This window comes from Methanothermobacter sp. (assembly GCF_049720995.1).
Taxonomy (GTDB): Archaea; Methanobacteriota; Methanobacteria; order Methanobacteriales; family Methanothermobacteraceae; genus Methanothermobacter.
In genome coordinates this window covers 25,305-50,201 of the sequence record NZ_JBNASF010000003.1, presented here as the reverse complement: position 1 = coordinate 50,201, position 24,897 = coordinate 25,305, and the positions used below count along the sequence as shown (strand labels likewise).

Below are 24,897 nucleotides of genomic sequence, written 5' to 3'. Positions count from 1 at the left end.
AAATGTCCCTCACACCCCTCTACATTGACATGGAAGGTAAGAGGGTACTCGTGGTGGGTTCAGGGGAAGTTGGAAGAAGAAGGGCGATGAGGTTCATTGAGGCAGGTGCAGAGGTTGCAGTTTTCGGACAGGAAGTTGAAGGTGCTGTTTCAATCACCGAGGAAAAACTGGGGGAGTGGATTAGGCAGGCAGACCTCATAGTTGCCGCAAGTCCGGATAGAGGTCTCAATGAAAGGGTAACTGAACTTGCAGGGGACAAACTCCTTAACAGGGCAGATGACCCGTCAAGGGGTAACGTGGTTGTCCCGTCAACATTCAAAATAGCGGATGTCTCAATCTCAGTATTCACAGGTAAGAAGAGCCCGCTAATGGCAAAATACCTCCGCAGGAGGATCCAGGAGCTCATAAAACCAGAGGATATACTCATGATTGAGGTTCAGGATGTATCCCGTCGTATGCTCATGGAAGAGGTCCCTGATCACAGAAAGAGGCGCAGAATTCTCTATGAAATCTCTGAGGATAAAATGGTACAGGAAAAACTTGAAGCTGGAGACCTGGAGGGTGCCATAAGAAGGGCGCGGCACATAATCATGGACAGGAGGGCTTCAGGTGATTCTTAACATAAGGCTTGACCACAAGACCTCCGATGTGAGGACAATGGAAACAGCCTCAGGCAGGATAGAGGAGATTGTGGGTGAACTTGAGGCCCTCGGAGCCGTGACCGAGAAGGTACCCCTGATGACCTGCAACAGGGTCGAGTACTACCTTAACGTTACAGGGACCCCCCCTGAATTTGATTTTAATGGATTTACAGTTGAAGTGGATGAGGATGCCCTCCTACACCTCCTGAGACTGGCTTCAGGCCTCGAGTCAATGATAATCGGGGAGGATCAGATACTCGGGCAGATAAAGGCTGCAAGGATTCAGGCCCTGCGTGAGGGCACCTGCGGCCCCCTCCTTGATATGGTGTTCACCAAGGCGGTCCATGTGGGCCAGACCGTGAGGCGGAAGACGAAGATAAACAGGGGTTCAGTTTCAATAGGATCAGCGGCCGTTGATCTTGCAGAGTCAGTACAGGGGGATCTCAAATGCAAGAAGGTCCTTGTTATAGGGGCCGGTAAAATGGGGACACTGGTTGCGCGTGCCCTCGCCGAAAAGCACCTCAAGGCGATAATGGTTGCAAACAGGACATATGAGAGGGCATACCAGCTTGCATGTGAACTTGGCGGTGATGCGATACACTTCGACAGACTCAACAGGGCCCTAAGGGATGCGGATGTTGTTATAAGTGCCACAGGCTCACCCCATTACATACTCACCCGTGAGCGTGTCATGGAGGCGGTGCCCCCTGAGAGGAGGTCCAGCATTGTGATGGTGGACATAGCCAACCCAAGAGATATAGAGGAATCCGTGAGGGAGCTTGGTGTCAGGCTATTCACAATTGATGACCTCAGGGGTGTGGCCGAGGAGAACCGGAAGAGGAGGGAGGCAGAGGCAAGGGAGGCAGAGGAGATAGTGAGAGCTGAACTTGAACTCCTCCTTAGGGCAATGAAGCAAAGGGATGTGGAGCCACTTCTTGCTGAAATAAGGGGGCGTATGGAGTCTCTCCGGCAGAGGGAGGCAGGTAAGGCAATTAAGAAAATTGAAAACAGCGGGGACCCTGAGAGGGTTGTTGAGGGCCTTACAAGGTCTCTCGTTGATAAGATATTCCATGATATCGCACTGAAAATCAGGGATGCTGCAGAGAGGGATGACACGGAGTTCCTGAGGATGTGTTCTGAGCTCTTTGGTTGTGAAGAGTTTTAGTGGTTGTTTTTTTGGTGTGTTCTGAGTTCTTTGATTGGAAATCAGGTTTAGGTGCACTCATGGAGCTCTTCAGTTAAGCGGATTTTATGAAAAATTTTTGATCTAGGCGAACATGTGCCTGGGCTCGCCTTTTAGATCACGCTCCTTAAGGGCATATTCTATGTGTTCACGCTCCACACGGGGGCTGTCATCTGCCAGTGCCCTGTGGAGGGCTGTTTTAAGCACCCTCTCCTTTATGTCCCGTCCTGACATTCCCTTTGTCAGTTTAACAAGTTTATCCAGAGAGAAATCCACAGCCAGGGGCATGGTCTCAATGTATTTCTCGAGCATCATCCGCCTCTCATCATCCCCCGGTAACTTGAACTCTATTTCCTCCTCAAAACGGCTTCTTATCGCATTATCAAGAAGTTCAGGGTTATTGGTCGCGCCTATGGTTACAACACCCCAGTTCTGATTTATACCATCCATCTCGGTCAGGAGTGCGTTAACCACCTCTGAAACGTCCCCACGGAGGGACTGGAATCTCCGGTCGAGGCCAATTGCGTCCATCTCATCTATGAATATAACGGATGGGGCAGTTTTTGATGCCAGTTCATAGAGTTCATGTATCTGCCTTGCACCATCACCCACATGCTCACCTATGAGGCTTGTGGCCTTTATAAGGTAGAGGGGGACCCTGAGTTCATTTGCAAGGGACTTTGCAAGCATGGTCTTACCGGTACCAGGGCTTCCATGGAAGAGGACGTTCCTGGGCGCCCAGTCCCTGAATCTGTCAGGATCCTCAAGGTACCTCATGATTATCCTGCACTTTATCTTGGCGTCCTCCTGACCGATAACATCATCCATGGTGATGTCACTTTTCACCTCATGGAACTCCTCCCTCTCGTTCTCCAGCAGTATAATGGAGGTGTTCCTGGTTATCTTTGAACCATCAGGGTGGGCCCTTATTATCTTGAATGCATAGTCTGGGAGCAGTTTCTGGTCGAATAGATAGGAACCCTCAGTTGCCCTGAAACCCTCCCACTGGTCCCTTGCATAGATCTCAAATAGTTCCTTGTTAACAGCATCTATCCTTGGTGACTCCATCAAGTTGCATACGAAGGGGTATCCAACCGGCTGGAGAACAACAAGTTTAGCCTCCCTTTCAGGATCAGAGGCCTTCACAGGAAACTTTTTATCTGATAGCTGGGGGTCATAGACTATGTTATTGAATTTCACCACATCACCTGTTCTTCAGAAACAAGTTCTGATACTGTGATCCTAAGAAATAAACTCATCATAGGTAAATTGTGCATCTGGGTGTATAAAGTTTTAGGTACACTCTGAGGTGTCTCACTGAGCCAGATGAATTACTCAGTGAGGCAAGTGTATAAAGTTTTAGGTACACTCTGAGGTGTGCGAACTTTCAGCACATCCCACCCAAACATGAACCCTGCCTTTGGCAAACTTCATGCAGCCATATAAAAACAGGGGTGCTTTGGATTTTGATACAGTATGCACACTTATTTCTCTGGACGGCGTCACCTGCTCAGGTACCCCTCAAGGAGGGCCTTTATCCTCCTTGCATCCTCATCCTTTCTGGGTGTCTCGGAGATTATGGTAGCATCCCAGCCACCATCAACCAGTACATCAAGGAGGGGCTCAACAGGAGGGCCAAAGCCTTCGGATAGGGTGTGATGCCTTCTCTCTCCCGCATCTGTGTACTCTATCCCTGTGAAGTGACAGTGGAGGTGTTCAGCTCCGAGCCTTCCCTCAATCTCCTCAAGTATTCTCCTGTAATCACTGGCGCCCCCTATGCACCCACCATCCCTTGCATGTATGTGTGCAAAGTCAACGGTGGGCACGACGTTCTCAAATTCCTCTGAGAAGCTTATAATCTCCTCCAGACTTCCCACCTGCGACCTCTTACCGGTGGTCTCAGGTGCAAGGGTGAAGTCCCTGATACCGGCACTTTCAAGTCTTGAGATCAGTTCTCCAAGTGACTTCCTGCAGAGCTCAAATGCCCTTCTCCTGCCCAGGTCACCGTAAAAGCCGGGGTGGAATACAATACGGTAGGCCCCCATCCACTCCCCTGCAACCGCACAGTCAAAGAGCCGGTCAATTGATTTCTCTATGGTCTCCTCCCTGGATGATGAAAGGTTTATATAGTAGGGCCCGTGCATTGAGACAAGTATGTCATTCTTCCTTGAATTTTCACCTATCTTAAGTGCGTTTTCCTTCTTTAACCGTAGTCCATAGGTTGCCTGGTACTCGTAGGCGTCAAGTCCCATGGCCCTGATCTTCCGGAAAACACTGACTGTACTGCCACGGTAACCCACGGGGTTCCCTGCAGGACCTACCCTTATCAAAAAAACACCAGATTAAGGGGTTAAAGAGAAATGTTTTTAGAGTATGCCCATGGCCCTGTTGGTCTTCATTATGGATTTCATGTTGTCCTCTTCAAGTTCAAGGAGGGCCCTTATTGCATCCACACTCTCGGGGACAGCATCGGATTCCTGATGGACCGCCTGCATGTAGAAGAGTTCACCTTCAACCACATTTATGGATTCCTCCCAGACAGGTATCTCGAAGAGGTCATTCCTTGACCTTCCAAGTTCCTTGGCGTACTCCATTATCTCTGCGGTTGATGCAAGGCCCTCTGAGGCTTTCACAAGCATTACCCTTGTGGTTTCATTGAGCTTCGCCTTTATCTCATCGGCGTCCACAGGGTCCTCCACTTCCACCATTATGTTGTGCTGGTGCATCAGTGTTGTGGGGACAAGGAGTGCAACGGTGTGGATGCTGACACCCTTCATGACAGTTTTGAGGTCGGGTCCGTGGTGTGATGGAACCGTTGGGGGGTTCGGTACAATGGCGTTTATAGGGCCCTTTTTCACCTGGACAGGGTCAGCGCCCCTTCTGACCATCACTGCCCTCACCTTCTTTATCCCGCAGAGGTCATCTATAGGTTTCAGGGTCCTGCAGAGGCCGGTGGTGTTGCATGAAACAACCCTTGTGTAGTCTGCCCCCAGTGACTCGTCGTAGTTTGCGAAGGAGTTGAATGAGAGTCCAATGGCGTCGTGCTTTTCACCGCCCTGGAATATGGCCTTTATCCCCTTTTTACGGTACAGTTCAAGGTTCTTTGCCCCGATGCCCTCTGGTGTTGCATCCACAACTATGTCTGCTTCCTCCAGCATGTCCTCCACGGTACCGCTCACAGGGATTCCTGCATCATCAAAGAGCTTTTCACGTTCAGGGATGCTTACATAGAGGTCATAGCCCTTTTCAATTGCAACCCTCGCCTCAAAATCAGGTTTTGTTTTGCTGACACCAACGACCTTCATGTCGTCCTGGGCAGCCACAGCGTCGGCGACTCTCTTTCCTATTGTTCCATACCCGTTAATGGCTACAGATATCATTAAAGAAACCTCCTATCCCCTGAAAACTTCTGTTCCCAGAGGAACCTCTTAAGTTAAAGGTGTAATCTGATATTATTTCGCATTGATTATTTTATATAGTTATCTCTGAAGTGGAGCGAAGGCCTTAGGGATTGATTCCGGTGTTGTCTGTGAGGGGGATGGTCGTGTTATGGAGGTTCTTATCATCTCTGGATTTATTCTAAATTTATTTCTGAGGATTTGAGGATTTGATAACCATTAAAAACCAGTAGCTTTTGGGATGAGAACTTCTATTATTCCAGAAGGAACTTAAAAAATAAATAAATATGGAGAACTGGGTTACTGGTTCTCCACGGCTTCAAGTTTCTCTGGAAGATACGTGTCAACCACGTACTCAAGACCATACTTCGAGAAGGACTGCTGTTCTGCCTTCTTACCGATCTTCAGCATCTTCTTTATTTCGGTCTTCCAGAACTCGTCCCTGTACCTTGGATCGTTCAGGAGTTCCTTGAGCCTCACCACATCGATGTCCTTTAGGGGATCAGTGGGGAGGTCATAGTTTATTATGTCACTTGCTGTGACCCCCAGGAACTTTGCATCTGGGGTTGCAAGCTGGTGGTTCACATGGGCGAGTTTCGCACTTCCTGAGATTATGACCATGGCGATGTGGAATCCCCATGGGTCTCCGTCGTTACAGATGTAGACGGGAAGGTCCAGTTCCTCATTGACCCTCTTTATGAACCTTCTGGTTGCCCTTGCGGCCTGACCCTTAAGCCCGACGATGAGGGCGTCGAACTTCTTGTAGGCCTTCTCCTGCACGAGACGGTGGAACATACCCATTGTCTCTACCGCAATGACACGTTCAACATCGTGATCCACGAATTCAACCTCATCTATGGTGGGTGATATGTTGTAACCTGATTTGCCAGATCTGAGTGCGTTTATCTCTATATCACCCTCACGAACCGTCAGGGCACCGTAGACAGATGCACCGTCCTCCTCCGGCATGAGACCCAGCTCCTCCCTGGTCATCCCCAGGGTAACCTCAAGGTCCTCCCCAACGATGTTGGATTCCTGCTGGTCTGCAAAGTCCACCTCCCAGCCCTCTGAGATGTAGTAGAGCTCCCTGAGGGTCGCTGTTTTCTCCCTGGCCACCAGGTCCTTGCAGAAGTTTGCGGTGTAGAGCATCTGGCCTATCTTCTTTATCTGCTTCACATTACCCATTGAACGTGTACCGTAGCGGTCACCAAGGATGTAGTGCCTCTTCTCTTCATCATAGATTATGTTTGATGTACCCCTTGATGGTACCTTTATCCTGGGGATCTTCCCGCGGGTCACATCGTCGAGTATGACATCCCCAAGACCTTTAAGTTTGTTGATGGCTATTTCCCTTCTATTCATCTAGTGATTCCCCCAGAATTTCAAGTTTTGCCCTTCTTGTAACTGTGTCCAGGAGTTCCCTGTAATCCGGTTCCTCCCTCTCCGCCAGGAGAGCCGCCTGCTTTATGATCACCGGGACGTAGGTTTCAAATACCTTTGCCCTCTCAGCCTCCTCCTTGGCGGCCTTCTTCTTCCTGAGGTACTTGTAGAGTTTTCTTGCAGCTATCATGGTGGCCTGCCTGATCTCATGGAGTATTTCAGGTTCAGGCGCAACGCTCTGCTTACCTGTTGAGAGGTAGGGGACATTGGTTGATACAATATTCACAAATATGGTGAGGGGCGTATTTTCAAGGTCCCTTATGCCGTAGCGCCTCCAGTCAAGGCTCTTAACACCCTCGGTTATTGCGCAGCTGCCGGCATCAAAGGTTAGGGGGACCCTGTTGGCGAACCTCATTATCTCAGCCTTCCTCTGGTCACCAACCATTCTACCGGAGTTTCCACCGTAGGCTATACCCGCCTCAACCACAAATGCTATACCCCCACGGTAGGTTTTGGGTTTTCTTGTAACGGTGGCAGTGAACTCTGGCTGGAGTATCTCCCTCATACCCTTCTCAATCTGCTCCTCCCCGATGGGTATGAGGCCAGAGGTTGGTGGTGACATGAACTTCATCTTCTTGAAGGCCTCAACTATGCTCTCGGCCTCCTCCCACTTCATATCCTTGGGGCGCTTGTTGAGGTCTATGCCTGTGAGCTCCTCGAGTTCCTTTATCTTCTTGGAGGACATCCTCGAGAGGTTGCTTGTAAGCATGCTCCTGAACCGTCTCTTATCGGTGTGCTTTGCCATGAATATGAGGTCATCGGCTGTGACACCCCATGGGTGTGGGAGGACCTCCTTTGGCATTGGGGGGATAACGTCTGATGCCCTGTTGAAGACGTAGCGGTTTCCTGTGGGGTCATTGAATATTATCTTTGCATGGGGGTTGGCTATCATTGTCCTCCTTATGTACTCGTAGGCTCCCTGCTCTGAGAGTGAGTAGGAGACATCCTTGAAGTGGAGCTCTATGCAGACCCCCGTGTCCTCAACCTCGACCTCCTCCTTTTCGAGTATGAGGCCCTGGTTCTTCTTAACGTCCATCTTGAGGATCATTTTGACCCCCTTGAGTTCGCCGTTTTCCCTGGTTCCTGAGATGACCTTTATGGGTTTTCCTGTGGTCATCTGTGATAATAGAACGCAACCACTGCATCCAAGTCCCTGCTGCCCCCTGGACTGGATGTTCCTGAACTTGGACCCGGCGAACATGGTACAGAATACCTTGGGAATGTACTTTTCAGGTATTCCTGGGCCGTTGTCCTGGTGTCTGAGGATGTAGTGGTCCTTGCCAATTCTTTTGAGATCTATTTTGATTTCAGGGAGTATGCCCGCCTCTTCTGCGGCGTCAAAACTGTTTGTTATGAGTTCATGAAAAACTATCGTCAGTGACCTTATCTTCCCTGTAAAACCCAGCATCTGCTTGTTTTTCCTGAAGAATTCTGAGGGGGTGAGTTCCTGGAATCCTTCGTCAAAGAGATCCAAAGCTTGCCTAGCCAAAAGTTCGCCTCCTTAAAAATTTTTCACAGGATAATACACATGGGATACCATGCTCATATGCATATATGTATAACTTATAGCATATAAACTTATACCCCTAGATGTAACTATTCAAGAAAGCATAGTTCGGGCGATACTTGTGAAATACTTGAAATTCGCCCTCACAAAAAACAGGTTTATGGCGGAGTTTACATGAATTTAACGCCTTCCTGAAACTCCTTCATTTTCATTTCCTGTTTCTTCTTTTCAAGAAATGCATACACAGACTTGTGCCTGGCGCCATTGAGTATCATTTCAACTGCTTCCCTTGCAACAGAGAGCTTTTCAAATTCACCTATAAGTGCAACGGTTTTTCCATAGACCGATATATCCACCCCGGTCATATCATGGATTATGCGTCTGGTTATACCGCCCCGACCTATTACACGGCCCTTCTGTCTTGCTATGGCCTTTTTGGATTTACCGACATAGTCGGTTATCTTGATGATGTCAAGGGCAACATCATCATCCAGGAGCCTGAGGGCAACCTCTGGGTTGAAGCCACGTCCTATGGCCCTCACTATGTTTCTTGCCTTCCATGGTGATAGGGGATCTTCGAGTTCATCCCTGGGTATGAGTGTAACTGCTCCTGTTTCACTGTCAATTTCAAGGTCTGTCTGGGTGAGGCGTTCGATCTGTGACTTGACCTCACCATTCTTACCTATCAGAACTCCTACCCTTTCTCGGGGTATTTTGAGATATTCTTCGGTGGGCATCTGATTCACCTCAATGAGTAAGTAAGGATCAACTTTTATAACACTTACAGTAACTTCCTGCAGGGTATCCAGCGGATTTTCTATTTCTGATTTCTTATCGGGGATGGATCCTTATCTTCAGGGTTCCAGGTAATGGATCTTATGGTTTTCTTTTTAATTCTTTTCTGCATTGGGGTACCGTGGTTCTTTAATTCTTTTCTTTATAAGGTTACGGTTCATTTAATTCTTTTTCCCGGCTTTGTTTTTTTAAGGGTTCTGGTTCCCTTTTAATTCTTCTCCTTATATCATCCTCACTTGCACTGACCCCCAGCCTTTTGAAGTCGCGGACCACGTTCTTTATATCCCTTTCAAGGAGTTCCATGGCCAGCGGGTGATCAAGGACCATTGCCTGGGATACATCGATTATAACAGGCTCCCCTGAATGGTTCAGTATGTTGAAGAATGACAGATCCCCATGCACAAGCCTTGCACCGGTGTAGAGACGGTGCATGTACTCAACTATTAACTCAAGTACACCCTCAGGATCCTCAGGTGGAACCTCCCTCATGGTGGGCGCAGGCTCACCATCATCCCCGATGAACTCCATTATGAGGATGTTGTCCCTTGCAACCATGGGTTCCGGCACACGGACACCAGCTTCAAGGGCTCTTTTGAGGTTCCTGAACTCCTTGTTAACCCATGCCTGGACAAGCTGGCGTCTGTTGGTTGTCCTCACCCTGAACCGCGGGTCGCCCTGTATGTAGTACTGCATCTTCCTGAAGTCAGATGTGGCGACACGGTAGATCTTGACAGCAACAAATTCATCGTTATCGGTTATGCCCTTGAAGACATTCGCTTCCTTACCGGTGCTCACAGCACCATTGAGCACAGCAAGGTAACCTGAATTGGCAAGTTTGTAGAGTGTTTTGAGGGTAAGCTCATCAAAGACCTCACTACCAACCCTCCGGTCCTCAACACCCTTCAACCTCTTGACAGCCTCCATCCGTCCAAGATCAGAGTCTACCCTATCCATGGCCCCTGATTTAAGTGCCCTGAGTTCAGGAGGCTGCCCTGTTTCTTCAGGATCCATTAAAATCAACTTCTCTTGGAACAATCAGAGTTTAAGGTAGCCCTTCCTCTCAAGCCAGTTGGACTCTGTACGGGTGTACCTCCACACGATATCGGCCTTCTCCTCGCTCTGGAACTCCCATGGCTTCACGAGTACAACGTCACCCTCACGGATCCATATCCTCTTCTTCATCTTGCCCGGGATTCTGCCAAGCCTTATATGGCCATCGGCACACCTCACCTTGAGCTTCCCGTGCCCCATTATCTGCTCAACAACTCCAGGTATCTCACCCTTCCTGGGCGTCCTCACACGCCTAACTTCTTGTGTCTGGTGTCCTCTACTCAAATACTCTCCTCCTCTTTTTTCGTTGATTAACTTTGATTCTAATGCGATTACACATTCAGCAATCAAAGAAATAGACAGTATAATTTATTACCGGTGCAGATATAAATAAATTGCTAGACTGCTTCATGGTGATTCAATGGGAGTCGAATTTCTTGATATAATCGATCTGGACGATGCAAGGAGGATAATGGCTGATCTCTTCAGGGAACTTTACAGTAGAGGTTCCGAAACAGTTAATATTGATGATGCCCCTGGGAGGGTACTTGCAGAGGATGCTGAAAGCCCCATTGACCTGCCACCATTTGACAGGGCATCCCGGGATGGGTATGCGGTGGTGTCCTCAGATACCTTTGGGGCAAGCGATGAGAAACCGGTGAGGCTAAGGTGTATCGAGACGGTTGAGGCAGGCTCTTCTCCATCAAGGAGGGTTGAAAGCGGTTCATGCACCAGGATAAGTACCGGGGCTCCTGTACCCGAGGGTGCCGATGCAGTTGTCATGGTTGAGTACACCGAGGTTAGTGGTGAGGACGTCTACATCCAGAGGCCAGCATATCCATCGCAGCATATAGCGGCTGCAGGATCTGATATTGAGGCGGGCAGTGTACTTGTGGAGGGCGGAAAGGTACTCTCACCCGACAAGATCGCGGCGCTTTCAGCTGCAGGGGTCACCTCGGTGAATGTTATATCAAAACCCTCTGTGCATGTCATATCAACGGGTAATGAGCTCATTGAGCCGGCAGGGAAACTTGAACCGGCAAAGATATTTGATTCAAATTCTTCAGGAATATCTGCAGCCCTGAGGGATGCCGGCTGCAGTGTCAGCCGTGGGGGTATAGTTGGGGATGATTACGATGAACTCAGGAAGGCCCTCATTGAGGGGCTGGGTAAAGCGGACCTTGTTATAACATCAGGCGGCACCTCTGCGGGGGCAGGTGATGTCCTGGCTGATGTGCTTGAGGATCTCGGGCGTGTTATCATTCATGGCATCTCCATGAAACCGGGTAAGCCCACCATAGTGGGGGTGGTTGACGGTAAGATGGTGGTGGGGCTCCCTGGTTTCCCGGTTGCAGCCCTTCTGGTTTTCAGGTCACTTGTGGAACCATTACTCAGGGAACTCTCAGGAATGAAAGCGCCCGAGGGTTCCGTGAGGACACTTAAACTTGCGGAGAGATTCCACTCATCAAGGGGCAGGGTCCAGTATGCACTTGTGAGGGTTGATGGCCAATATGCAAGACCCATATTCAGGGATTCCGGTGCAATAGCAGCCCTTGCAGGGGCCGATGGGTACATTGAGGTGCCAAAAAACGTTGAGATACTCAATGAGGGGGAGGAGGTTGAGGTTGTCCTCTTTGAGAACAGGTGAAATTATTCCTTGAAATATTTAAAGGCGGTTATTGGTTTCTTTCTTCGGGATGCCGGTGACATGCTCTACAAGTTCCTTAATGTCATGGAATACCCTCTCTCCTTTCAGGTCAATTCCTGGTCTTTCAACGAGGATGATGGGTATTCCAAGCTCTGATGCCGCAGCAACCTTCTCAGGGAGACCTCCTGTCTCCCCACTCTCCTTCGTGATGACTGCACCGGCATGGTATTCCTTCATGAGCACCCTGTTCATCTCTTGAGAGAACGTGCCCTGCATGGCGATGATCTGCCCTGGGGGCACTCCAAGCCTGTGGCATGCCTCAATGGATGATGTCTGGGGGAGGACCCGGACCGCAACCCTTTCTGGCTCAAGTGACTCAAGAACCTCAGGTAGTGTTGAGACCCCTGCAAGGTGCATTGCCACCTCACCCTCCCTAAGGAGTGATGAGGCCACCTCCCCGGCCCTGCGGAATGATTCAACCCTTATGGCGCCCTCAACATCCAGCAGCGGTCTTTCGAACCTCAGGTAGGTTATTCCTGTATCATGGCATGCCAGGAGCGCGTTTTCAGTGGCCCTTGCCGCAAAGGGGTGGGTGGCGTCTATTAGGAGCTCAACACCGATTTCATCTATCAGTTCGCCCAGTCCGAACCGGTCAAGGGGTCCGCGCACTGTTCTCAATGCCCCTGACATTTCTGCAAGCCCCGCACCGTATTCAGTGGTTGCCGTGGCTGTTATATCAATTCGAGGATCCTTTGAGAGTTCTTCAATGATCCTCCTGGCGTCCCTGGTTCCTGCCATCACAATAACATTCATAGCTCATCCCCGCCCATCAGCAAACCTCATGAGGGCCTCTACAATCAGTATGAGTGAAGCCACTGCGACTATGAGGACCCAGTCTGTAAGCGTGAGGGGGACGGTCCTGAATACACCCTCCAGGGGTGCAAGGTACACCACAAGGATCTGCAGCAGGAGTGAGGCTGCAACAGCAAGAATGAGGGTCCTGTTGGAAAACCCGGTCCTTGACTTGCAGTTGAATACGTTGAATATCTGGAACATCACAAAGACCGTGAATGCAACTGTCATGGCCCGCTCAACACCGGTACCTGAGGAGAGCATGTACATGTAGAGTCCCAGAGTCCCCGCCGCCATGACAGCACCTGCAATCACTATACGCAGCAGGTTCCTTCCTGGCATTATATCCTCCCTCTCGGGTTTTCTGAGCATTATATCGGATTCAGGGGGCTCAACACCCAGGGACTGTGCAGGGGGCCCGTCCATTATTATGTTTATCCAGAGTATCTGTATCGGGTTGAATGGCACCGGAAGGTTGATGAGTGAGGCCGATACGATTGTCAGGATGGCCCCAACGTTTGTTGAAAGCTGGAACTTAACGAAGCGCCTTATGTTATCGAAGATGGTCCGCCCCTCCCTCACTGCTTTAACTATCGTTGCGAAGTTGTCATCCTGGAGCACCATGTCAGAGGATTCCCTTGCAACATCTGTCCCGCTGCCCATTGCGACACCTATAGCGGCCTTCTTGAGGGCGGGTGCGTCGTTGACACCATCACCTGTCATGGCAACCACGTGACCCCTCCTCTGGAGGGCCTCAACTATTCTGACCTTCTGTTCAGGGAAGACACGGGCATAGACCCTCACGTCCTCCACCATCTCCTCGAATTCATCATCAGAGAGATCATCGAGTTCCCTACCTGTGAGGGCTAAACCATCATCCATGAGTCCCAGTTCGTGTGCTATGGCAACTGCAGTGTCCCTGTGGTCACCTGTGATCATAACAACCTTTATACCTGCCTTTCTGCAGGTCTCTATAGCCTCTGCAGCCTCCTTTCGGGGAGGGTCCATCATACCAACGAGGCCAGCAAGCACAAGGTCCCTCTCCTCATCATCGCCATCAGGTAGTTTCCGGTATGCAAGGGCCAGAACACGGAGGGCCCTTGATGTCATATCGTTGAGCCTTGACATCCATTTAGCCAGTTCATCATCATCCATTGCCCTCAGGGAGCCGCTGTAATCCACGTAACTGCATCTACCGAGTATTATCTCAGGGGCTCCCTTTATGAGGAGGTATCGCCCGTCACCCAGCTGGTTTATGGTGGTCATCCTCTTCCTTTTACTGTCGAGGGGTATCTCCATGAGGCGGGGGTATTTCTCCTCAAGATCCTTCCTTTTGTATCCATTTTCAGCTGCAAAACTCAGTATGGCTGCATCGGTGGGGTCCCCTATGACCCTATCATCTGAGATGGTGGCGTTGTTGCAGAGTGCGCATACAAGGAGGGCCATCTCTGGTGAGGTGAGCTCTGATTCCCTCACTGTCATCCGGTTATGGGTGAGTGTACCTGTCTTGTCGGTGCAGATCACCGAACATGAACCCAGGGTTTCAACTGCAAGGAGCCTCCTAACTATGGCATTGCTACGGGCCATCCTCTGCATGCCCAGTGCGAGGGTGAGTGTCAGTATGGCGGGAAGACCCTCAGGTACAGAGGCAACTGCCAGTGAAACAGCGGTCATGAAGGTGTCAACCAGCGGAAGTCCACGGAGGAACTGTATGGCGAATACCAGGGTACATACAACCACCGCTATGAACCCAAGGCTTTTTCCAAGGGAGGCTATCTTCTCCTGCAGAGGTGTCTTACCCTCATCCTCCTGTATCATCTCGGCTATCCTGCCTATTGATGTATCCATACCCACGGCTATGACAGCACCCTTACCGCGACCTGATACAACGTCAGAGTCCATGAATGCGATAACATCCCTTTCATCCTCAGGGGATTCATGTGTCTTCTGGACGGGTATGGATTCTCCTGTGAGTGCTGATTCGTCTATACGGAGTTCATAGGCTTCTATGAGTCTGATATCTGCAGGTACATTGTCCCCCTCCTCTATGATTACAATATCACCTACCGTGAGCTCAGAGGCTGGTATTTTCTGGGTCACCCCATCCCTTATAACCGTGGCCTCAGTTGATACCAGGCCCTTGAGCTTCTCCATTGCACGCTCGGCCCTGTACTCCTGTATGAAGCCAACCGTGGCATTCACAATCACCACGAATAGTATGACGGCAGAATCGAGCACATCACCGACGAAGTAGGATGCCACAGCCGCAAGTATGAGGAGTATGATGAGTATATCCATGAACTGGGCAAGGAACATCCTGAGGGGTCCTGCCTTTTTCTCCTCAATCAGTTCGTTTTTACCATAAATTTCAAGTCTTCTGACTGCTTCCTCTGACTTTAAACCATTTTCTGAAGTTTTAAGTTCATTCAAGACTTCCTTTACACTCATCCTGGCCCATTTCATTTTTAACACTTTTCAATTTCTTTAGTAATTCAATTTTTCAGGCTCTGATTATGATATTATTGGTTGGATTGCCATCATGAAATTCATTACTCATTTATAAAGTATATAGTATTATGAGAATTGGCGTGTTTTTATTATAAGATTGGTGTGGTTGTGGTGGGGTCAACTCTGAAGCAAATCATCTCAGCAAGCCACAGCTGAGGACATCATAATAACTGGACGGATCTATGGAATGTACTGGTAGAAAAAGCTTTTCCTGTAATTTACAAGCTTCATGGGCTTTTCTGTGACTATATTTTCTCCAGTGAGGGGTTTGATGATCAGCCGGGCACCGGCAGCGTCCGCCACCATCATAAGGGGGTTGTGGAGTTCAGATGGGGGTCTTATGGAATATATGGTGGCTGCATCCCTGTAGATATCCATGTCCGGTGAAGTGATGTCATCGCAAATTATGTCCCCACGGGAAGGTTTAATATCTGTTAGAACCAAATCAACTTTTGAATGTTTCATGATATAATCTGAAACATACAGGAATCTACCGGCACCAACCTCAACAACACGGTCGGATGGCTGCGAACTCCTGATTATGTAAAGTGCAAGATCTTTCCACATTGTACCACGGAGATAGAGATGATAGTAAGGGAATTCAGACCACAGGACCTTAAAACGGTCCTGAAGATTGAGAGGGAATCATTTGCTGATCCCTACCCGGCACACCTCCTGAGGGACATATACAACCTTGGCGCAGGTTTTCTTGTGGCCCAGGATGATGGCAGGGTGGTTGGATTCATAATATTCTGGATCCGCTTTGAGGATGAAGGTCATATTATCTCACTTGCAGTTGATAAAGATTACCGCCGCCAGGGTGTCGGGGCGGAACTTGTCAGGACAGCCATAGGTATATTTGAAAAATTTCATATTAAAAATATTAAACTGGAGGTAAGGGCAAAGAATAGAGGGGCCATAAATTTCTACCGGGCCCTTGGCTTCAGTGAGGAGAAGGTTATAGAGAACTACTATGAGGATGGAGAGGACGCTGTGGTGATGAGGATGGATATCCACCCTGGAGGGGATTCTCCTTATGGTAATGAATATTAAAGTGATGAGGATGGATATCCACCCTGGAGGGGATTCTCCTTATGGTAATGAATAATTAAATTAAATCTAATCGGTCAGAAGTCATGATCACGGTGGTGAAATGTTTAGGGAAGCAAAATTAGCCTTGGAAGATGGTACAATAATAAGAGGAGAGGCATTTGGATTTGAAACAGTTAAGACGGGGGAAGTTGTATTTGCAACTGGAATGACTGGCTATGTTGAATCGCTCACCGACCCCTCATACAAGGGCCAGATACTCATGCCAACCTACCCCCTGCAGGGCAACTATGGAATATCTGAGAAATGGTACCAGTCAGATGGGATAAAGGTTGAGGGCCTGATAGTGAGGGAGGAATGCCAGAAACCCTCACATCAGCTATCAGAAAAGACACTCTCAGAGTTCCTGGAGGAATATGAAATCCCCGGCATAGCCGGCGTTGATACAAGGGCCCTCACCATAAAGATAAGGGAGAGGGGGACCATGAAGGGTGCCCTTGCAACGGAGGAAATTGATGATGATGAACTCCTTGAGATGGCACTGAACCAGCCAGACATAACCGAGATGGACCTTGTGGACAGGGTATGTGTTACCGAACCAGTCACAATGAATGAGGACGCAGAGAGGAGGGTTGTTATAGTTGACTGTGGAATCAAGAGAAACAGCATAAAGGCCCTCCTTGAAAGGGACGCTGGTGTTGTGGTTGTACCCTACAGAATGGAGCCCGAGGAAATAATGGAATATGACCCTGACGCACTCCTCATATCAAGCGGACCTGGTGACCCCACAAGGGTGAAAAAGGCCATAAGCACGGTCAGAACACTATCAGAACAGCTGCCAATATTCGGGATATGCCTTGGACAGCAGATAATCGGCCTTGCATTTGGAGCCAGCATATACAAGATGAAATTCGGGCACAGGGGTATAAACCAGCCGGTGAAGGACCTCAGGACAGGCACGGTCTCAATAACATCCCAGAACCACGGGTTCACCATCGACCCGGATTCAGTCAGCGGGACGGATATTGAGATCACACAGCTGAACCTCAACGACGGGACACCTGAGGCAATAGAGCACAGGGAACTCCCGGTTTTCAGTGTCCAGTACCACCCTGAGGCAGGACCAGGTCCACATGATACCATGAACATCTTTGATCGTCTTGTAAGTGTTATGAAAGAATACTAGTAGAAGAGAAGATGGGGATAAAATGCCGCGGGATGAAAGCATCAACAAGGTACTTATCATAGGATCCGGCCCTATACAGATAGGGCAGGCTGCTGAATTTGATTATTCGGGTTCTCAGGCATGCAAATCACTGAGGGAGGAGGGGATCGAGACAGTACTTGTGAACTCAAACCCTGCCACAATCCAGACCGACATGGACATGGCCGACAGGGTCTATGTGGAGCCCCTAACACCTGAGATAGTTGCAAAGATAATCGAAAAGGAGAAACCCGACGCAGTACTCCCAACCATGGGGGGACAGACAGGCCTCAACGTTGCGACAGGCCTTGCAGAGATGGGGGCCCTTGAGGGTGTGAGGGTTATAGGGTCCTCCATTGAGACCATAAGAAACGTTGAGGACCGTGACCTCTTTGACAGTTTCATGAGGAAACTCAACGAGCCAGTACCCGCAGCGAGGGCGGTAAATTCAGTTGAAGAGGCTCTTGAAGCTGTTGAGGAGATAGGGTATCCTGTTATAGTCAGGCCAGCATTCACCCTTGGGGGTACCGGTGGTGGGGTGGCCCAGAACCGTGATGAGCTCATTGAGATAGCCACAAGGGGCCTTGAGATGAGTTTCATCAACCAGGTCCTCATAGACCAGTCTGTCCTTGGCTGGAAGGAATTCGAGTATGAGGTCATGAGGGACCGCAATGACACCTGCATAATCGTCTGTAACATGGAGAACATTGACCCCATGGGCATACACACAGGGGAGAGCGTGGTGGTTGCACCGGCCCAGACCCTCAGTGACGAGGACAACCAGAGACTGAGGGATGCGGCCATAAAGATAATAAGGGCCCTAAAGATTGAGGGGGGCTGCAACATACAGTTCGCTGTTCACCCGGAGACAGGGGAATACAAGGTCATAGAGGTGAACCCGAGGGTGAGCAGGAGCAGTGCACTGGCATCAAAGGCCACAGGTTACCCCATAGCCAAGATAGCCGCCAAGATAGCCGTGGGCATGACCCTCGATGAGATAGAGAATGACATAACAAAGGAAACACCGGCATCCTTTGAACCAGCCATCGACTACATCGTGACAAAGATTCCAAGGTGGCCCTTTGATAAGTTCAGGGGAATAAGCCGGGAGATAGGGGTTCAGATGAAATCCACTGGTGAGGTCATGGCCATAGGAAGGACCCTTGAGGAGTCCCTTAACAAGGCCATAAGATCCCTTGATATAGGTGCAGATGGATTCATGGAGATACCATACACAAGGAGAGACCTTGAGAACCCCACTGACCTCAGACTGTTCCAGATCTATACTGCCCTTAAGGATGGTATGGGTATAGATGAGATACATGAGTTAACAATGATAGATCCATTCTTCCTTGAGAAGATCTGGAATATAGTGAACTTTGAGTCATCCCTCACCAGAGAATCCGTGAGGGATCCCCGGGTCCTCCTTAAGGCCAAGAGGATGGGCTTTTCAGATTCAAGGCTGGCATCAATAACAGGTCTTGCAGAATCTGAAATAAGGTCTCTCAGGATCAGGAATAATATAAAACCTGTCTACAAGATGGTTGACACATGCGCAGCCGAATTTGAGGCGAAAACACCCTACTACTATGGCTGCCATGACCTTGAAGATGAGGTTGAGGTCTCAGACAGGAAAAAGGTCCTCATCATAGGTTCGGGTCCAATAAGGATAGGTCAGGGTATAGAATTCGATTACTGCTGTGTACATGCGGCGATGGCCCTCAGTGAGGAGGGTTATGAGACCATAATGGTCAACAACAACCCTGAAACCGTGAGTACAGATTACGACATATCTGATAAGCTCTACTTCGAACCCCTCACACTGGAGGACGTCCTTGCTGTGGTGGATAAGGAGAAACCGGAGGGTGTCGTCGTACAGTTCGGAGGTCAGACATCCATAAACCTTGCTGTACCCCTGGCAGAGGAGGGTGTAAGGATACTGGGAACACCTCATGAGAGCATAGACAGGGTTGAGGACCGTGAAAGGTTCACCCATGTCCTTGATAAACTGGGGATACCCCAGGCACCCTACGGGATCGCCAAGTCCTTTGAGGATGCAAGGGAGGTGGCTGAACGCATAGGGTACCCTGTACTTGTACGGCCATCATATGTCCTCGGTGGAAGGGCAATGGAGATAGTCTACGATGAGAGGGAGCTTGAGGAGTACATGAGGGAGGCTGTGAGGGTATCCCCTGAGCACCCCATCCTGGTGGATAAGTTCCTTGAGGATGCAATAGAGGTTGACGTGGATGCACTGTCCGATGGAACTGACGTATACATCGGCGGGATAATGGAGCACATAGAGGAGGCAGGAGTCCACTCGGGGGACTCGGCATGTGTGATACCACCCCAGAGCATCCCGAAGGAAATAATTGAAACCATAAAGGAGTACACCAGGAAACTGGCCCTTGAACTGGATGTTGTCGGCCTAATAAACATCCAGTATGCGGTGAAACCCGACTCTGACCCGGCGGTCTACATACTCGAGGCGAACCCCAGGGCCAGCCGTACAGTTCCATTCGTCAGCAAGGCCACCGGTGTTCCCCTCGCCAAGATTGCTGCCAGGCTGATGATGGGGGCAAAGCTCAGTGACCTTGGACTAACAGAGGAGAAGGAGATAGACCATGTGGCGGTGAAGGAGTCAGTGTTCCCCTTCATAAAACTGCCGGGGGCAGACTCTGTGCTGGGCCCTGAGATGAAATCCACCGGGGAGGCAATGGGTATCGATGAGAACTTCGGGATAGCCTACTACAAGTCCCAGTTATCTGCCAGCATGGACCTCCTCACAGAGGGCAAGGTGTTCATAAGCGTCAGGGACCAGGATAAGGATAAGATAGCCGACATCGTTAAAAAGGCCAGTGACCTGGGCTTCAGGATCATGGCAACCCGCGGGACAGCCAGGGCGGTCAGTGACATAGCCGATATAGAGGTTGTGAGGAAGGTGAGCCAGGGGTCACCAAACATAAGGGACTCCATACTCAATGGTGAAGTTGGTCTCATAATCAACACACCATCAGGGAAGCAGTCAGCCGACGATGGCTATCTAATAAGGAGAATGGCAGTGGAACTTGGAATACCCTACGTTACGACACTGGCCGGGGCAAGGGCAGCCCTTAATGCCATTGAGGCTGTTCGACTTGGGAGGATAACCGTGAAGTCCCTTGAGGAATACCACGATATGTGACCCCTGGCACCAACTTTCTTTTAAATTTTAAAGTGTTGTGATATTATAGGATGTGCTGGTGAAGAACATGAGATATGGAAAACTCATGCTCGCTGCATTCATGATATTATCACTCACTGCATTACCCCTATCAGAGGCCCACATACTCATAGTTGCAGACAGCCTCTCAGATAGCAGCTGCATGTATGAGGAGGCAAAGAAGGTTGCAACAACCCTCAAGAATAAGGGTTACCAGGTACTTGAACTCTACCGGAAAAATGCAACCGTTAAGAACATACTCAAGGGCATGTACGGTGCAGATGCTGTGATATACGCGGGCCATGGCGGATACATGTCAGGGAACTATGACTGCCGTGGGGGATATGCCAGTCCACCATTTTCCCTGGTTGCAAGTGACGGCTACATATGGGGTGCAGGTGACATGGTGCAGGTCAATGGGCAGACATTTTACCTGCCCTTCAAGGAAGGAATACCCGCAATATTGCTCCACGCCTGCTTCTCAACTGGATGGGTTGAGGATTATGAGGTTAAAAACCCCATAGAGACCATCTACCACTTCTCAAGGATGTTCACAGGTTCAGGAGCCAACTACTATGCCACAGCATGGGATGGTGCAGAGATAATATATGACTTCCTGAACGGCTCCAGGAACTTCCATGAGGCCAACCAGAAGAACTTTGAGGTTATAAATAATAGTACAGTTTACAATGGCACAACCATCTGGCGCAACGACCACGGATACGCAGCCTTCGTCGGGGACTGGAACGGGACATTCCCAAAGGCCGGCAATACAACACCCTATGATGATGCCGCTGCAGAGGAATGGTACAGAACCAAGGTCAAACCCAACTTCACAGGAAGCAAACCTGTGGCGGAATTCACATACACCTACTGCTGTTCAGCATCAGTCAGGGCATTCACCTTCAGATCACTTGCATATGACCCTGATAACGACACAATAAAACTCAAATGGAACTTCGGTGACGGCTCAACAGCAACCTCTGAAGAGGTCACCCACACCTATGCAAGGGAGGGCTACTACACAGTTTCACTGACCGCGACAGATAGCAACGGCCTGATATCAGTTAAGAAGAAGATGATCACGGTTGGAAACCCGAAACCAGACCTTGTGGTAACAGGAACAAGAAAATCTGGAAGCACACTCTACATATACGTTAAGAACCAGGGGACAGCTGCAGCCAGAAACTTCTACACACGGGTGTGGTATGGCAGCTACTCAACAAAGAATTATAAACAGGTTTACACAGGTACACTGAACCCCGGTGCAACGGTCACACTGAAGACCTACTACAGGTACTCCAGGGGGACTGTTAAGGTCGACTACTACAACAGGGTCTCTGAGAAATCAGAAACAAACAACATCAGGAAGTTCTGAAGTTCTGGTGTTCTGGTTTTTGGTTATTTCTTTTTTTTGGTTTGTAGTGGTGGTCTGGATTCATTTTTTAATTATTCCTGAGCACAACATATGGATTCAATTTTTCTTTGTTTTCTGGATTCACAAAGGATAAAAAGGGCAAAAACCAATAATTAAACATGCTTGTTATTGAAAACGGGACTGTCCTCCGCGGCTCCAGTCTGAAACCCGAGAGGACAAACCTCCTCATTGAGGATGGTATCATAGCCGAGATAACACATGATAGGATCCCTGGAAGCAACAGGATTGATGCATCAGACCTCATAGTTGCACCCGCCCTTGTGAACTCCCACGTGCACCTTGGAGATTCAGTTGCAATGGACGTGGGGGATGGGAGACCAATTGAGGATATAGTGAGGCCCCCCAGTGGTCTGAAACACCGGATACTTGAATCATCACCACGCTGGAAACTTAAGGCATCCATGAAGGATGCAATGGCTGAGATGATGGCCCATGGTGTGGGGTCATTCATTGACTACAGGGAGGGTGGTGTTAGTGGTGTTGAACTCCTCACTGAAGCAATGGAAGATCTCCCACTGAAGGGAATGATACTCGGCAGGGATCCTGCTGTCTTTGACCCTGAGGCATCACATGCCGATGTCAGGCGTGCTGTGAGGAGGATCCTTGAGGTATCTGACGGGTTTGCACCAAGCGGCATGGGCGAGATAACCGATGAGGCAGCCCGCATAATCGTTGATGAATGTGAAAGGATGGGTAAGGTTGCATCGATTCACGTTGCAGAGCACCCAGAATCCCAGATGAGGTCACTTGAGGAGACCGGCAGGACTGAGGTAGAAAGGGCTGTGGAAGCCGGATTTAAGCTTCTGGTGCACCTCACAAACCCAATCAGGGATGACCTTGAAATTGTAAGGGAAAGCGGGGCATCGGTTGTGCTGTGCCCGAGATCCAACGGGGCGCTCTCAGCAGGCATACCCCCGGTTAAGAGGATGCATGAGATGGGCATAAATCTCCTTCTTGGCACAGACAACGTCATGTTCAACTCACCGGATATCCTCAGGGAGATGGAGTACACCCTGAAGGTTACAAGGGGATCCACAGGCGAGTACTTCCCACCGCTTGAGGTGATGAGGATGGCAACCGTTAACGCCTCGGAGATAACTGGCGGGGGTGTTATTGAGGAGGGATTCCCGGCCGACCTAATGATCAGCGAGAAACTATCCACTGACCCCTACCTATCCATCATAAACCGCACTGAATCGAAAAATATAATATATTTAATAATAAAAGGTAAATTAGTTAAGAGGTGAGGCTATGTACAGTAAAATCCTGCTCCCAACCGACGGCTCAAAACATGCCAACAAGGCAGCTGAACATGCTATATGGATCGCCAGGGAAAGTGGAGCCGAGATAATTGCTTTAACAGTTATGGAGACATCATCCCTTGTGGGTCTCCCGGCAGACGACCTTATAATAAGGCTGAGGGAGATGCTCGAGGAGGAGGCATCAAGATCCCTTGAAGCCGTTAAGAAGCTTGTTGAGGAATCAGGGGCAGGTGTTAAACTGACACTCAGGACCGATGAGGGTTCACCTGCAGAGGCCATACTGAAGACAGTGGAGAAGGAGGGCGTGGATCTCGTGGTCATGGGAACCTCAGGCAAACACGGCCTTGACAGATTCCTCCTGGGCAGCGTGGCAGAGAAGGTTGTAAGGTCCGCCGGCTGCCCGGTCCTTGTTGTGCACTGAAAACCATTTTTTTTAACCGACTCACTTCTGGTGTTGGTCATGCTTGTAAAGGAGATAATGTCAGAGAAAATACACTATGTAACTGTTCCAGGAAACAGGGCAACAGCCCTTGAACTCATGAGAGAGGAGAATGTATCAGGGCTCCCGGTTGTTAAGAAGGGAACAGAGGAACTTGTGGGGATAATAACAAGATCAGATCTTGTTGAGAATCCGGATGAGGAGCAGATAGCGCTGATAATGACGAGGAATCCCGTGACAGTCGCCCCCGATGATGATGTCAGGGTGGCTGCAGAGAGGATGCTTGAGAAGAACATACGGAGGGTCCCCGTTGTGGACCAGGACAGGCTTGTGGGTATAGTGACAAGCTATGACCTGGTTGCAGGTGCAATTGCAGAGATGGAAATCGATGAACCAGTGGAAAATTACATGACAAGGAACATCCCCACAACATGGGACAGAACACCCCTCAGTGTGGCATTTGAGATAATGAGGTACTTCGGGCTGAAGGTCCTCCTGGCCCTTAATAACCGCGGTGAACTCTCAGGGGTCCTCACAGAGACCGACTTCATAAATGAGAGTGAGGTTGTATCTGAAAGCACGGTTCATAACACATCTGTGGGTACAGAGGGTGACAGGTGGTCCTGGGACAGCAAAAACGTGCTCTACGTTATAAAAAACCAGCTCAAATTCTCTGATAAGGAAGTCAGGGATGTTGCAACCACAGATGTGGTCACCGCAACCACCTCAACCACGGTCACCTCCTGCGCAAGGAAAATGAAGAGGAGGAACATTGAACAGATACCCATCATAGACTATGAGGGAAACCTCACAGGGCTTGCAAGGGCCAATGACCTTATAAATGCTCTGATTGATTCAAATGAGTGACCAGAGGATAAACCTGAAGGCCTCAAAGGGTCTTCTGAGGGTGGCGGCTAAGAACCATGGTGAGGTCTCAATAAGGGACATCGAGATCAAGATGCTCCTCGGATACTGCTGGTGGTATGATCTGCCTGTTATTGAAACACTGCTGGATGTGCTGGAGATGACACTGAAGAGGACCGTCTCGGAGGTACTCCCCCACGATGAGCTACTGATTGATTACACGGTGAGGACAGATGACCTCCCTGATGACTCCACTGAGGTTGAGATAATTTTCAATGAGATAAGTGCCGATGGGATTGAATTCAGCACACCCTATGGACTTATTTTAAGGGGTGATGATTCGAGGGGTCTCCTTCAGAGGATCACCGCCTTCAGAAGAAGGGTTGATGAGAATGTCCAGAGGGTCCTGTGACCGG

At 49.5% G+C, this 24,897-nt stretch carries 22 protein-coding genes; 11 read left to right on the top strand and 11 right to left on the bottom strand.

The window, feature by feature from the left end:
• Window positions 1-2: 2 nt before the first annotated feature.
• Window positions 3-620 carry a precorrin-2 dehydrogenase/sirohydrochlorin ferrochelatase family protein gene (locus tag ACPLJI_RS01870; protein WP_424741096.1) on the top strand — a complete coding sequence of 206 codons (618 nt, stop codon included), beginning with the start codon at window positions 3-5 and terminating at the stop codon, window positions 618-620.
• Window positions 610-1,806 carry a glutamyl-tRNA reductase gene (gene hemA, locus ACPLJI_RS01865; protein WP_424730211.1) on the top strand — a complete coding sequence of 399 codons (1,197 nt, stop codon included), beginning with the start codon at window positions 610-612 and terminating at the stop codon, window positions 1,804-1,806. The genes ACPLJI_RS01870 and hemA overlap by 11 nt, the downstream gene beginning before the upstream one ends.
• 102 nt (window positions 1,807-1,908) lie before the next feature.
• On the opposite strand, the gene ACPLJI_RS01860 is transcribed toward hemA, so the two are convergent.
• The 8 genes from ACPLJI_RS01860 to eif1A form a co-directional block, all read right to left on the bottom strand.
• Window positions 1,909-3,024 carry an AAA family ATPase gene (locus ACPLJI_RS01860; protein ID WP_424730210.1) on the bottom strand — a complete coding sequence of 372 codons (1,116 nt, stop codon included), beginning with the start codon at window positions 3,022-3,024 and terminating at the stop codon, window positions 1,909-1,911.
• A 302-nt stretch (window positions 3,025-3,326) separates the two neighbouring features.
• Window positions 3,327-4,154, bottom strand: coding sequence for a deoxyribonuclease IV (locus tag ACPLJI_RS01855; protein WP_424730209.1), 828 nt, complete (start codon window positions 4,152-4,154; stop codon window positions 3,327-3,329).
• A 36-nt stretch (window positions 4,155-4,190) separates the two neighbouring features.
• The gene (locus tag ACPLJI_RS01850) at window positions 4,191-5,204 is read right to left on the bottom strand and encodes a phosphorylating glyceraldehyde-3-phosphate dehydrogenase (protein WP_424730208.1); all 1,014 of its coding nucleotides are present in this window, start codon (window positions 5,202-5,204) and stop codon (window positions 4,191-4,193) included.
• 318 nt (window positions 5,205-5,522) lie between these two features.
• The gene (locus tag ACPLJI_RS01845) at window positions 5,523-6,584 is read right to left on the bottom strand and encodes a DNA topoisomerase IV subunit A (protein ID WP_424730207.1); all 1,062 of its coding nucleotides are present in this window, start codon (window positions 6,582-6,584) and stop codon (window positions 5,523-5,525) included.
• Window positions 6,577-8,151 (bottom strand): DNA topoisomerase VI subunit B, encoded by a 1,575-nt coding sequence (gene top6B, locus ACPLJI_RS01840; RefSeq protein ID WP_424730206.1) that lies wholly within the window; start codon window positions 8,149-8,151, stop codon window positions 6,577-6,579. The genes ACPLJI_RS01845 and top6B overlap by 8 nt, the downstream gene beginning before the upstream one ends.
• A gap of 188 nt (window positions 8,152-8,339) precedes the next feature.
• A complete protein-coding gene (locus tag ACPLJI_RS01835) occupies window positions 8,340-8,906 on the bottom strand; it encodes a KH domain-containing protein (protein ID WP_424730205.1) in 567 nt (188 codons plus the stop codon).
• Window positions 8,907-9,114: 208 nt separating this feature from the next.
• On the bottom strand, window positions 9,115-9,975 hold the full coding sequence (locus ACPLJI_RS01830; RefSeq protein ID WP_424730204.1) for a serine protein kinase RIO: 861 nt from the start codon (window positions 9,973-9,975) through the stop codon (window positions 9,115-9,117).
• A 24-nt stretch (window positions 9,976-9,999) separates the two neighbouring features.
• A complete protein-coding gene (gene eif1A, locus ACPLJI_RS01825; RefSeq protein WP_013296185.1) occupies window positions 10,000-10,299 on the bottom strand; it encodes a translation initiation factor eIF-1A in 300 nt (99 codons plus the stop codon).
• A gap of 136 nt (window positions 10,300-10,435) precedes the next feature.
• Between eif1A and glp the strand changes: the two genes are divergently transcribed.
• Entirely contained in the window at window positions 10,436-11,662 is a 1,227-nt protein-coding gene (gene glp / locus ACPLJI_RS01820) for a gephyrin-like molybdotransferase Glp (protein WP_424730203.1), read from the top strand.
• An 18-nt stretch (window positions 11,663-11,680) separates the two neighbouring features.
• Here glp and cobK read toward each other — a convergent pair whose 3' ends face one another.
• From cobK to ACPLJI_RS01805, 3 genes are all read right to left on the bottom strand, one after another.
• Complete coding sequence (cobK, locus tag ACPLJI_RS01815; RefSeq protein WP_424730202.1) at window positions 11,681-12,475, bottom strand: precorrin-6A reductase; 795 nt, start codon at window positions 12,473-12,475, stop codon at window positions 11,681-11,683.
• Window positions 12,476-12,478: 3 nt separating this feature from the next.
• Window positions 12,479-14,977: a calcium-transporting P-type ATPase, PMR1-type gene (locus ACPLJI_RS01810; protein ID WP_424730201.1), complete on the bottom strand. Its 2,499-nt coding sequence runs from the start codon at window positions 14,975-14,977 to the stop codon at window positions 12,479-12,481.
• Window positions 14,978-15,202: 225 nt separating this feature from the next.
• A complete protein-coding gene (locus ACPLJI_RS01805) occupies window positions 15,203-15,589 on the bottom strand; it encodes a UPF0146 family protein (RefSeq protein WP_424730200.1) in 387 nt (128 codons plus the stop codon).
• Window positions 15,590-15,607: 18 nt separating this feature from the next.
• Between ACPLJI_RS01805 and rimI the strand changes: the two genes are divergently transcribed.
• From rimI to ACPLJI_RS01765, 8 genes are all read left to right on the top strand, one after another.
• Complete coding sequence (rimI, locus tag ACPLJI_RS01800; RefSeq protein ID WP_424730199.1) at window positions 15,608-16,075, top strand: ribosomal protein S18-alanine N-acetyltransferase; 468 nt, start codon at window positions 15,608-15,610, stop codon at window positions 16,073-16,075.
• 100 nt (window positions 16,076-16,175) lie between these two features.
• The gene (gene carA / locus ACPLJI_RS01795) at window positions 16,176-17,258 is read left to right on the top strand and encodes a glutamine-hydrolyzing carbamoyl-phosphate synthase small subunit (protein WP_424730198.1); all 1,083 of its coding nucleotides are present in this window, start codon (window positions 16,176-16,178) and stop codon (window positions 17,256-17,258) included.
• Between the two features lie 22 nt (window positions 17,259-17,280).
• Entirely contained in the window at window positions 17,281-20,460 is a 3,180-nt protein-coding gene (gene carB, locus ACPLJI_RS01790) for a carbamoyl-phosphate synthase large subunit (protein WP_424730197.1), read from the top strand.
• A 67-nt stretch (window positions 20,461-20,527) separates the two neighbouring features.
• Window positions 20,528-21,856 (top strand): PKD domain-containing protein, encoded by a 1,329-nt coding sequence (locus ACPLJI_RS01785; protein WP_424730228.1) that lies wholly within the window; start codon window positions 20,528-20,530, stop codon window positions 21,854-21,856.
• 158 nt (window positions 21,857-22,014) lie between these two features.
• A complete protein-coding gene (locus ACPLJI_RS01780) occupies window positions 22,015-23,163 on the top strand; it encodes an amidohydrolase family protein (protein ID WP_424730196.1) in 1,149 nt (382 codons plus the stop codon).
• Between the two features lie 4 nt (window positions 23,164-23,167).
• Window positions 23,168-23,599, top strand: coding sequence for a universal stress protein (locus ACPLJI_RS01775; protein WP_424730195.1), 432 nt, complete (start codon window positions 23,168-23,170; stop codon window positions 23,597-23,599).
• A gap of 39 nt (window positions 23,600-23,638) precedes the next feature.
• On the top strand, window positions 23,639-24,484 hold the full coding sequence (locus ACPLJI_RS01770) for a CBS domain-containing protein (RefSeq protein WP_424730194.1): 846 nt from the start codon (window positions 23,639-23,641) through the stop codon (window positions 24,482-24,484).
• The gene (locus ACPLJI_RS01765) at window positions 24,477-24,893 is read left to right on the top strand and encodes a hypothetical protein (RefSeq protein ID WP_424730193.1); all 417 of its coding nucleotides are present in this window, start codon (window positions 24,477-24,479) and stop codon (window positions 24,891-24,893) included. The genes ACPLJI_RS01770 and ACPLJI_RS01765 overlap by 8 nt, the downstream gene beginning before the upstream one ends.
• Window positions 24,894-24,897 lie beyond the last annotated feature (4 nt).

What these genes read in the sequence shown, in the direction of transcription:
- ACPLJI_RS01870 (WP_424741096.1), top strand. Translation starts at nt 3, where the DNA reads ATGTCCCTCACACCCCTCTACATTGACATGGAAGGTAAGAGGGTACTC.
- ACPLJI_RS01850 (WP_424730208.1), bottom strand. Translation starts at nt 5,204, where the DNA reads ATGATATCTGTAGCCATTAACGGGTATGGAACAATAGGAAAGAGAGTC.
- ACPLJI_RS01845 (WP_424730207.1), bottom strand. Translation starts at nt 6,584, where the DNA reads ATGAATAGAAGGGAAATAGCCATCAACAAACTTAAAGGTCTTGGGGAT.
- ACPLJI_RS01835 (WP_424730205.1), bottom strand. Translation starts at nt 8,906, where the DNA reads ATGCCCACCGAAGAATATCTCAAAATACCCCGAGAAAGGGTAGGAGTT.
- ACPLJI_RS01830 (WP_424730204.1), bottom strand. Translation starts at nt 9,975, where the DNA reads ATGGATCCTGAAGAAACAGGGCAGCCTCCTGAACTCAGGGCACTTAAA.
- glp (WP_424730203.1), top strand. Translation starts at nt 10,436, where the DNA reads ATGGGAGTCGAATTTCTTGATATAATCGATCTGGACGATGCAAGGAGG.
- cobK (WP_424730202.1), bottom strand. Translation starts at nt 12,475, where the DNA reads ATGAATGTTATTGTGATGGCAGGAACCAGGGACGCCAGGAGGATCATT.
- ACPLJI_RS01810 (WP_424730201.1), bottom strand. Translation starts at nt 14,977, where the DNA reads ATGAAATGGGCCAGGATGAGTGTAAAGGAAGTCTTGAATGAACTTAAA.
- ACPLJI_RS01805 (WP_424730200.1), bottom strand. Translation starts at nt 15,589, where the DNA reads ATGTGGAAAGATCTTGCACTTTACATAATCAGGAGTTCGCAGCCATCC.
- rimI (WP_424730199.1), top strand. Translation starts at nt 15,608, where the DNA reads ATGATAGTAAGGGAATTCAGACCACAGGACCTTAAAACGGTCCTGAAG.
- carA (WP_424730198.1), top strand. Translation starts at nt 16,176, where the DNA reads ATGTTTAGGGAAGCAAAATTAGCCTTGGAAGATGGTACAATAATAAGA.
- carB (WP_424730197.1), top strand. Translation starts at nt 17,281, where the DNA reads ATGCCGCGGGATGAAAGCATCAACAAGGTACTTATCATAGGATCCGGC.
- ACPLJI_RS01785 (WP_424730228.1), top strand. Translation starts at nt 20,528, where the DNA reads ATGAGATATGGAAAACTCATGCTCGCTGCATTCATGATATTATCACTC.
- ACPLJI_RS01780 (WP_424730196.1), top strand. Translation starts at nt 22,015, where the DNA reads ATGCTTGTTATTGAAAACGGGACTGTCCTCCGCGGCTCCAGTCTGAAA.
- ACPLJI_RS01775 (WP_424730195.1), top strand. Translation starts at nt 23,168, where the DNA reads ATGTACAGTAAAATCCTGCTCCCAACCGACGGCTCAAAACATGCCAAC.
- ACPLJI_RS01770 (WP_424730194.1), top strand. Translation starts at nt 23,639, where the DNA reads ATGCTTGTAAAGGAGATAATGTCAGAGAAAATACACTATGTAACTGTT.
- ACPLJI_RS01765 (WP_424730193.1), top strand. Translation starts at nt 24,477, where the DNA reads ATGAGTGACCAGAGGATAAACCTGAAGGCCTCAAAGGGTCTTCTGAGG.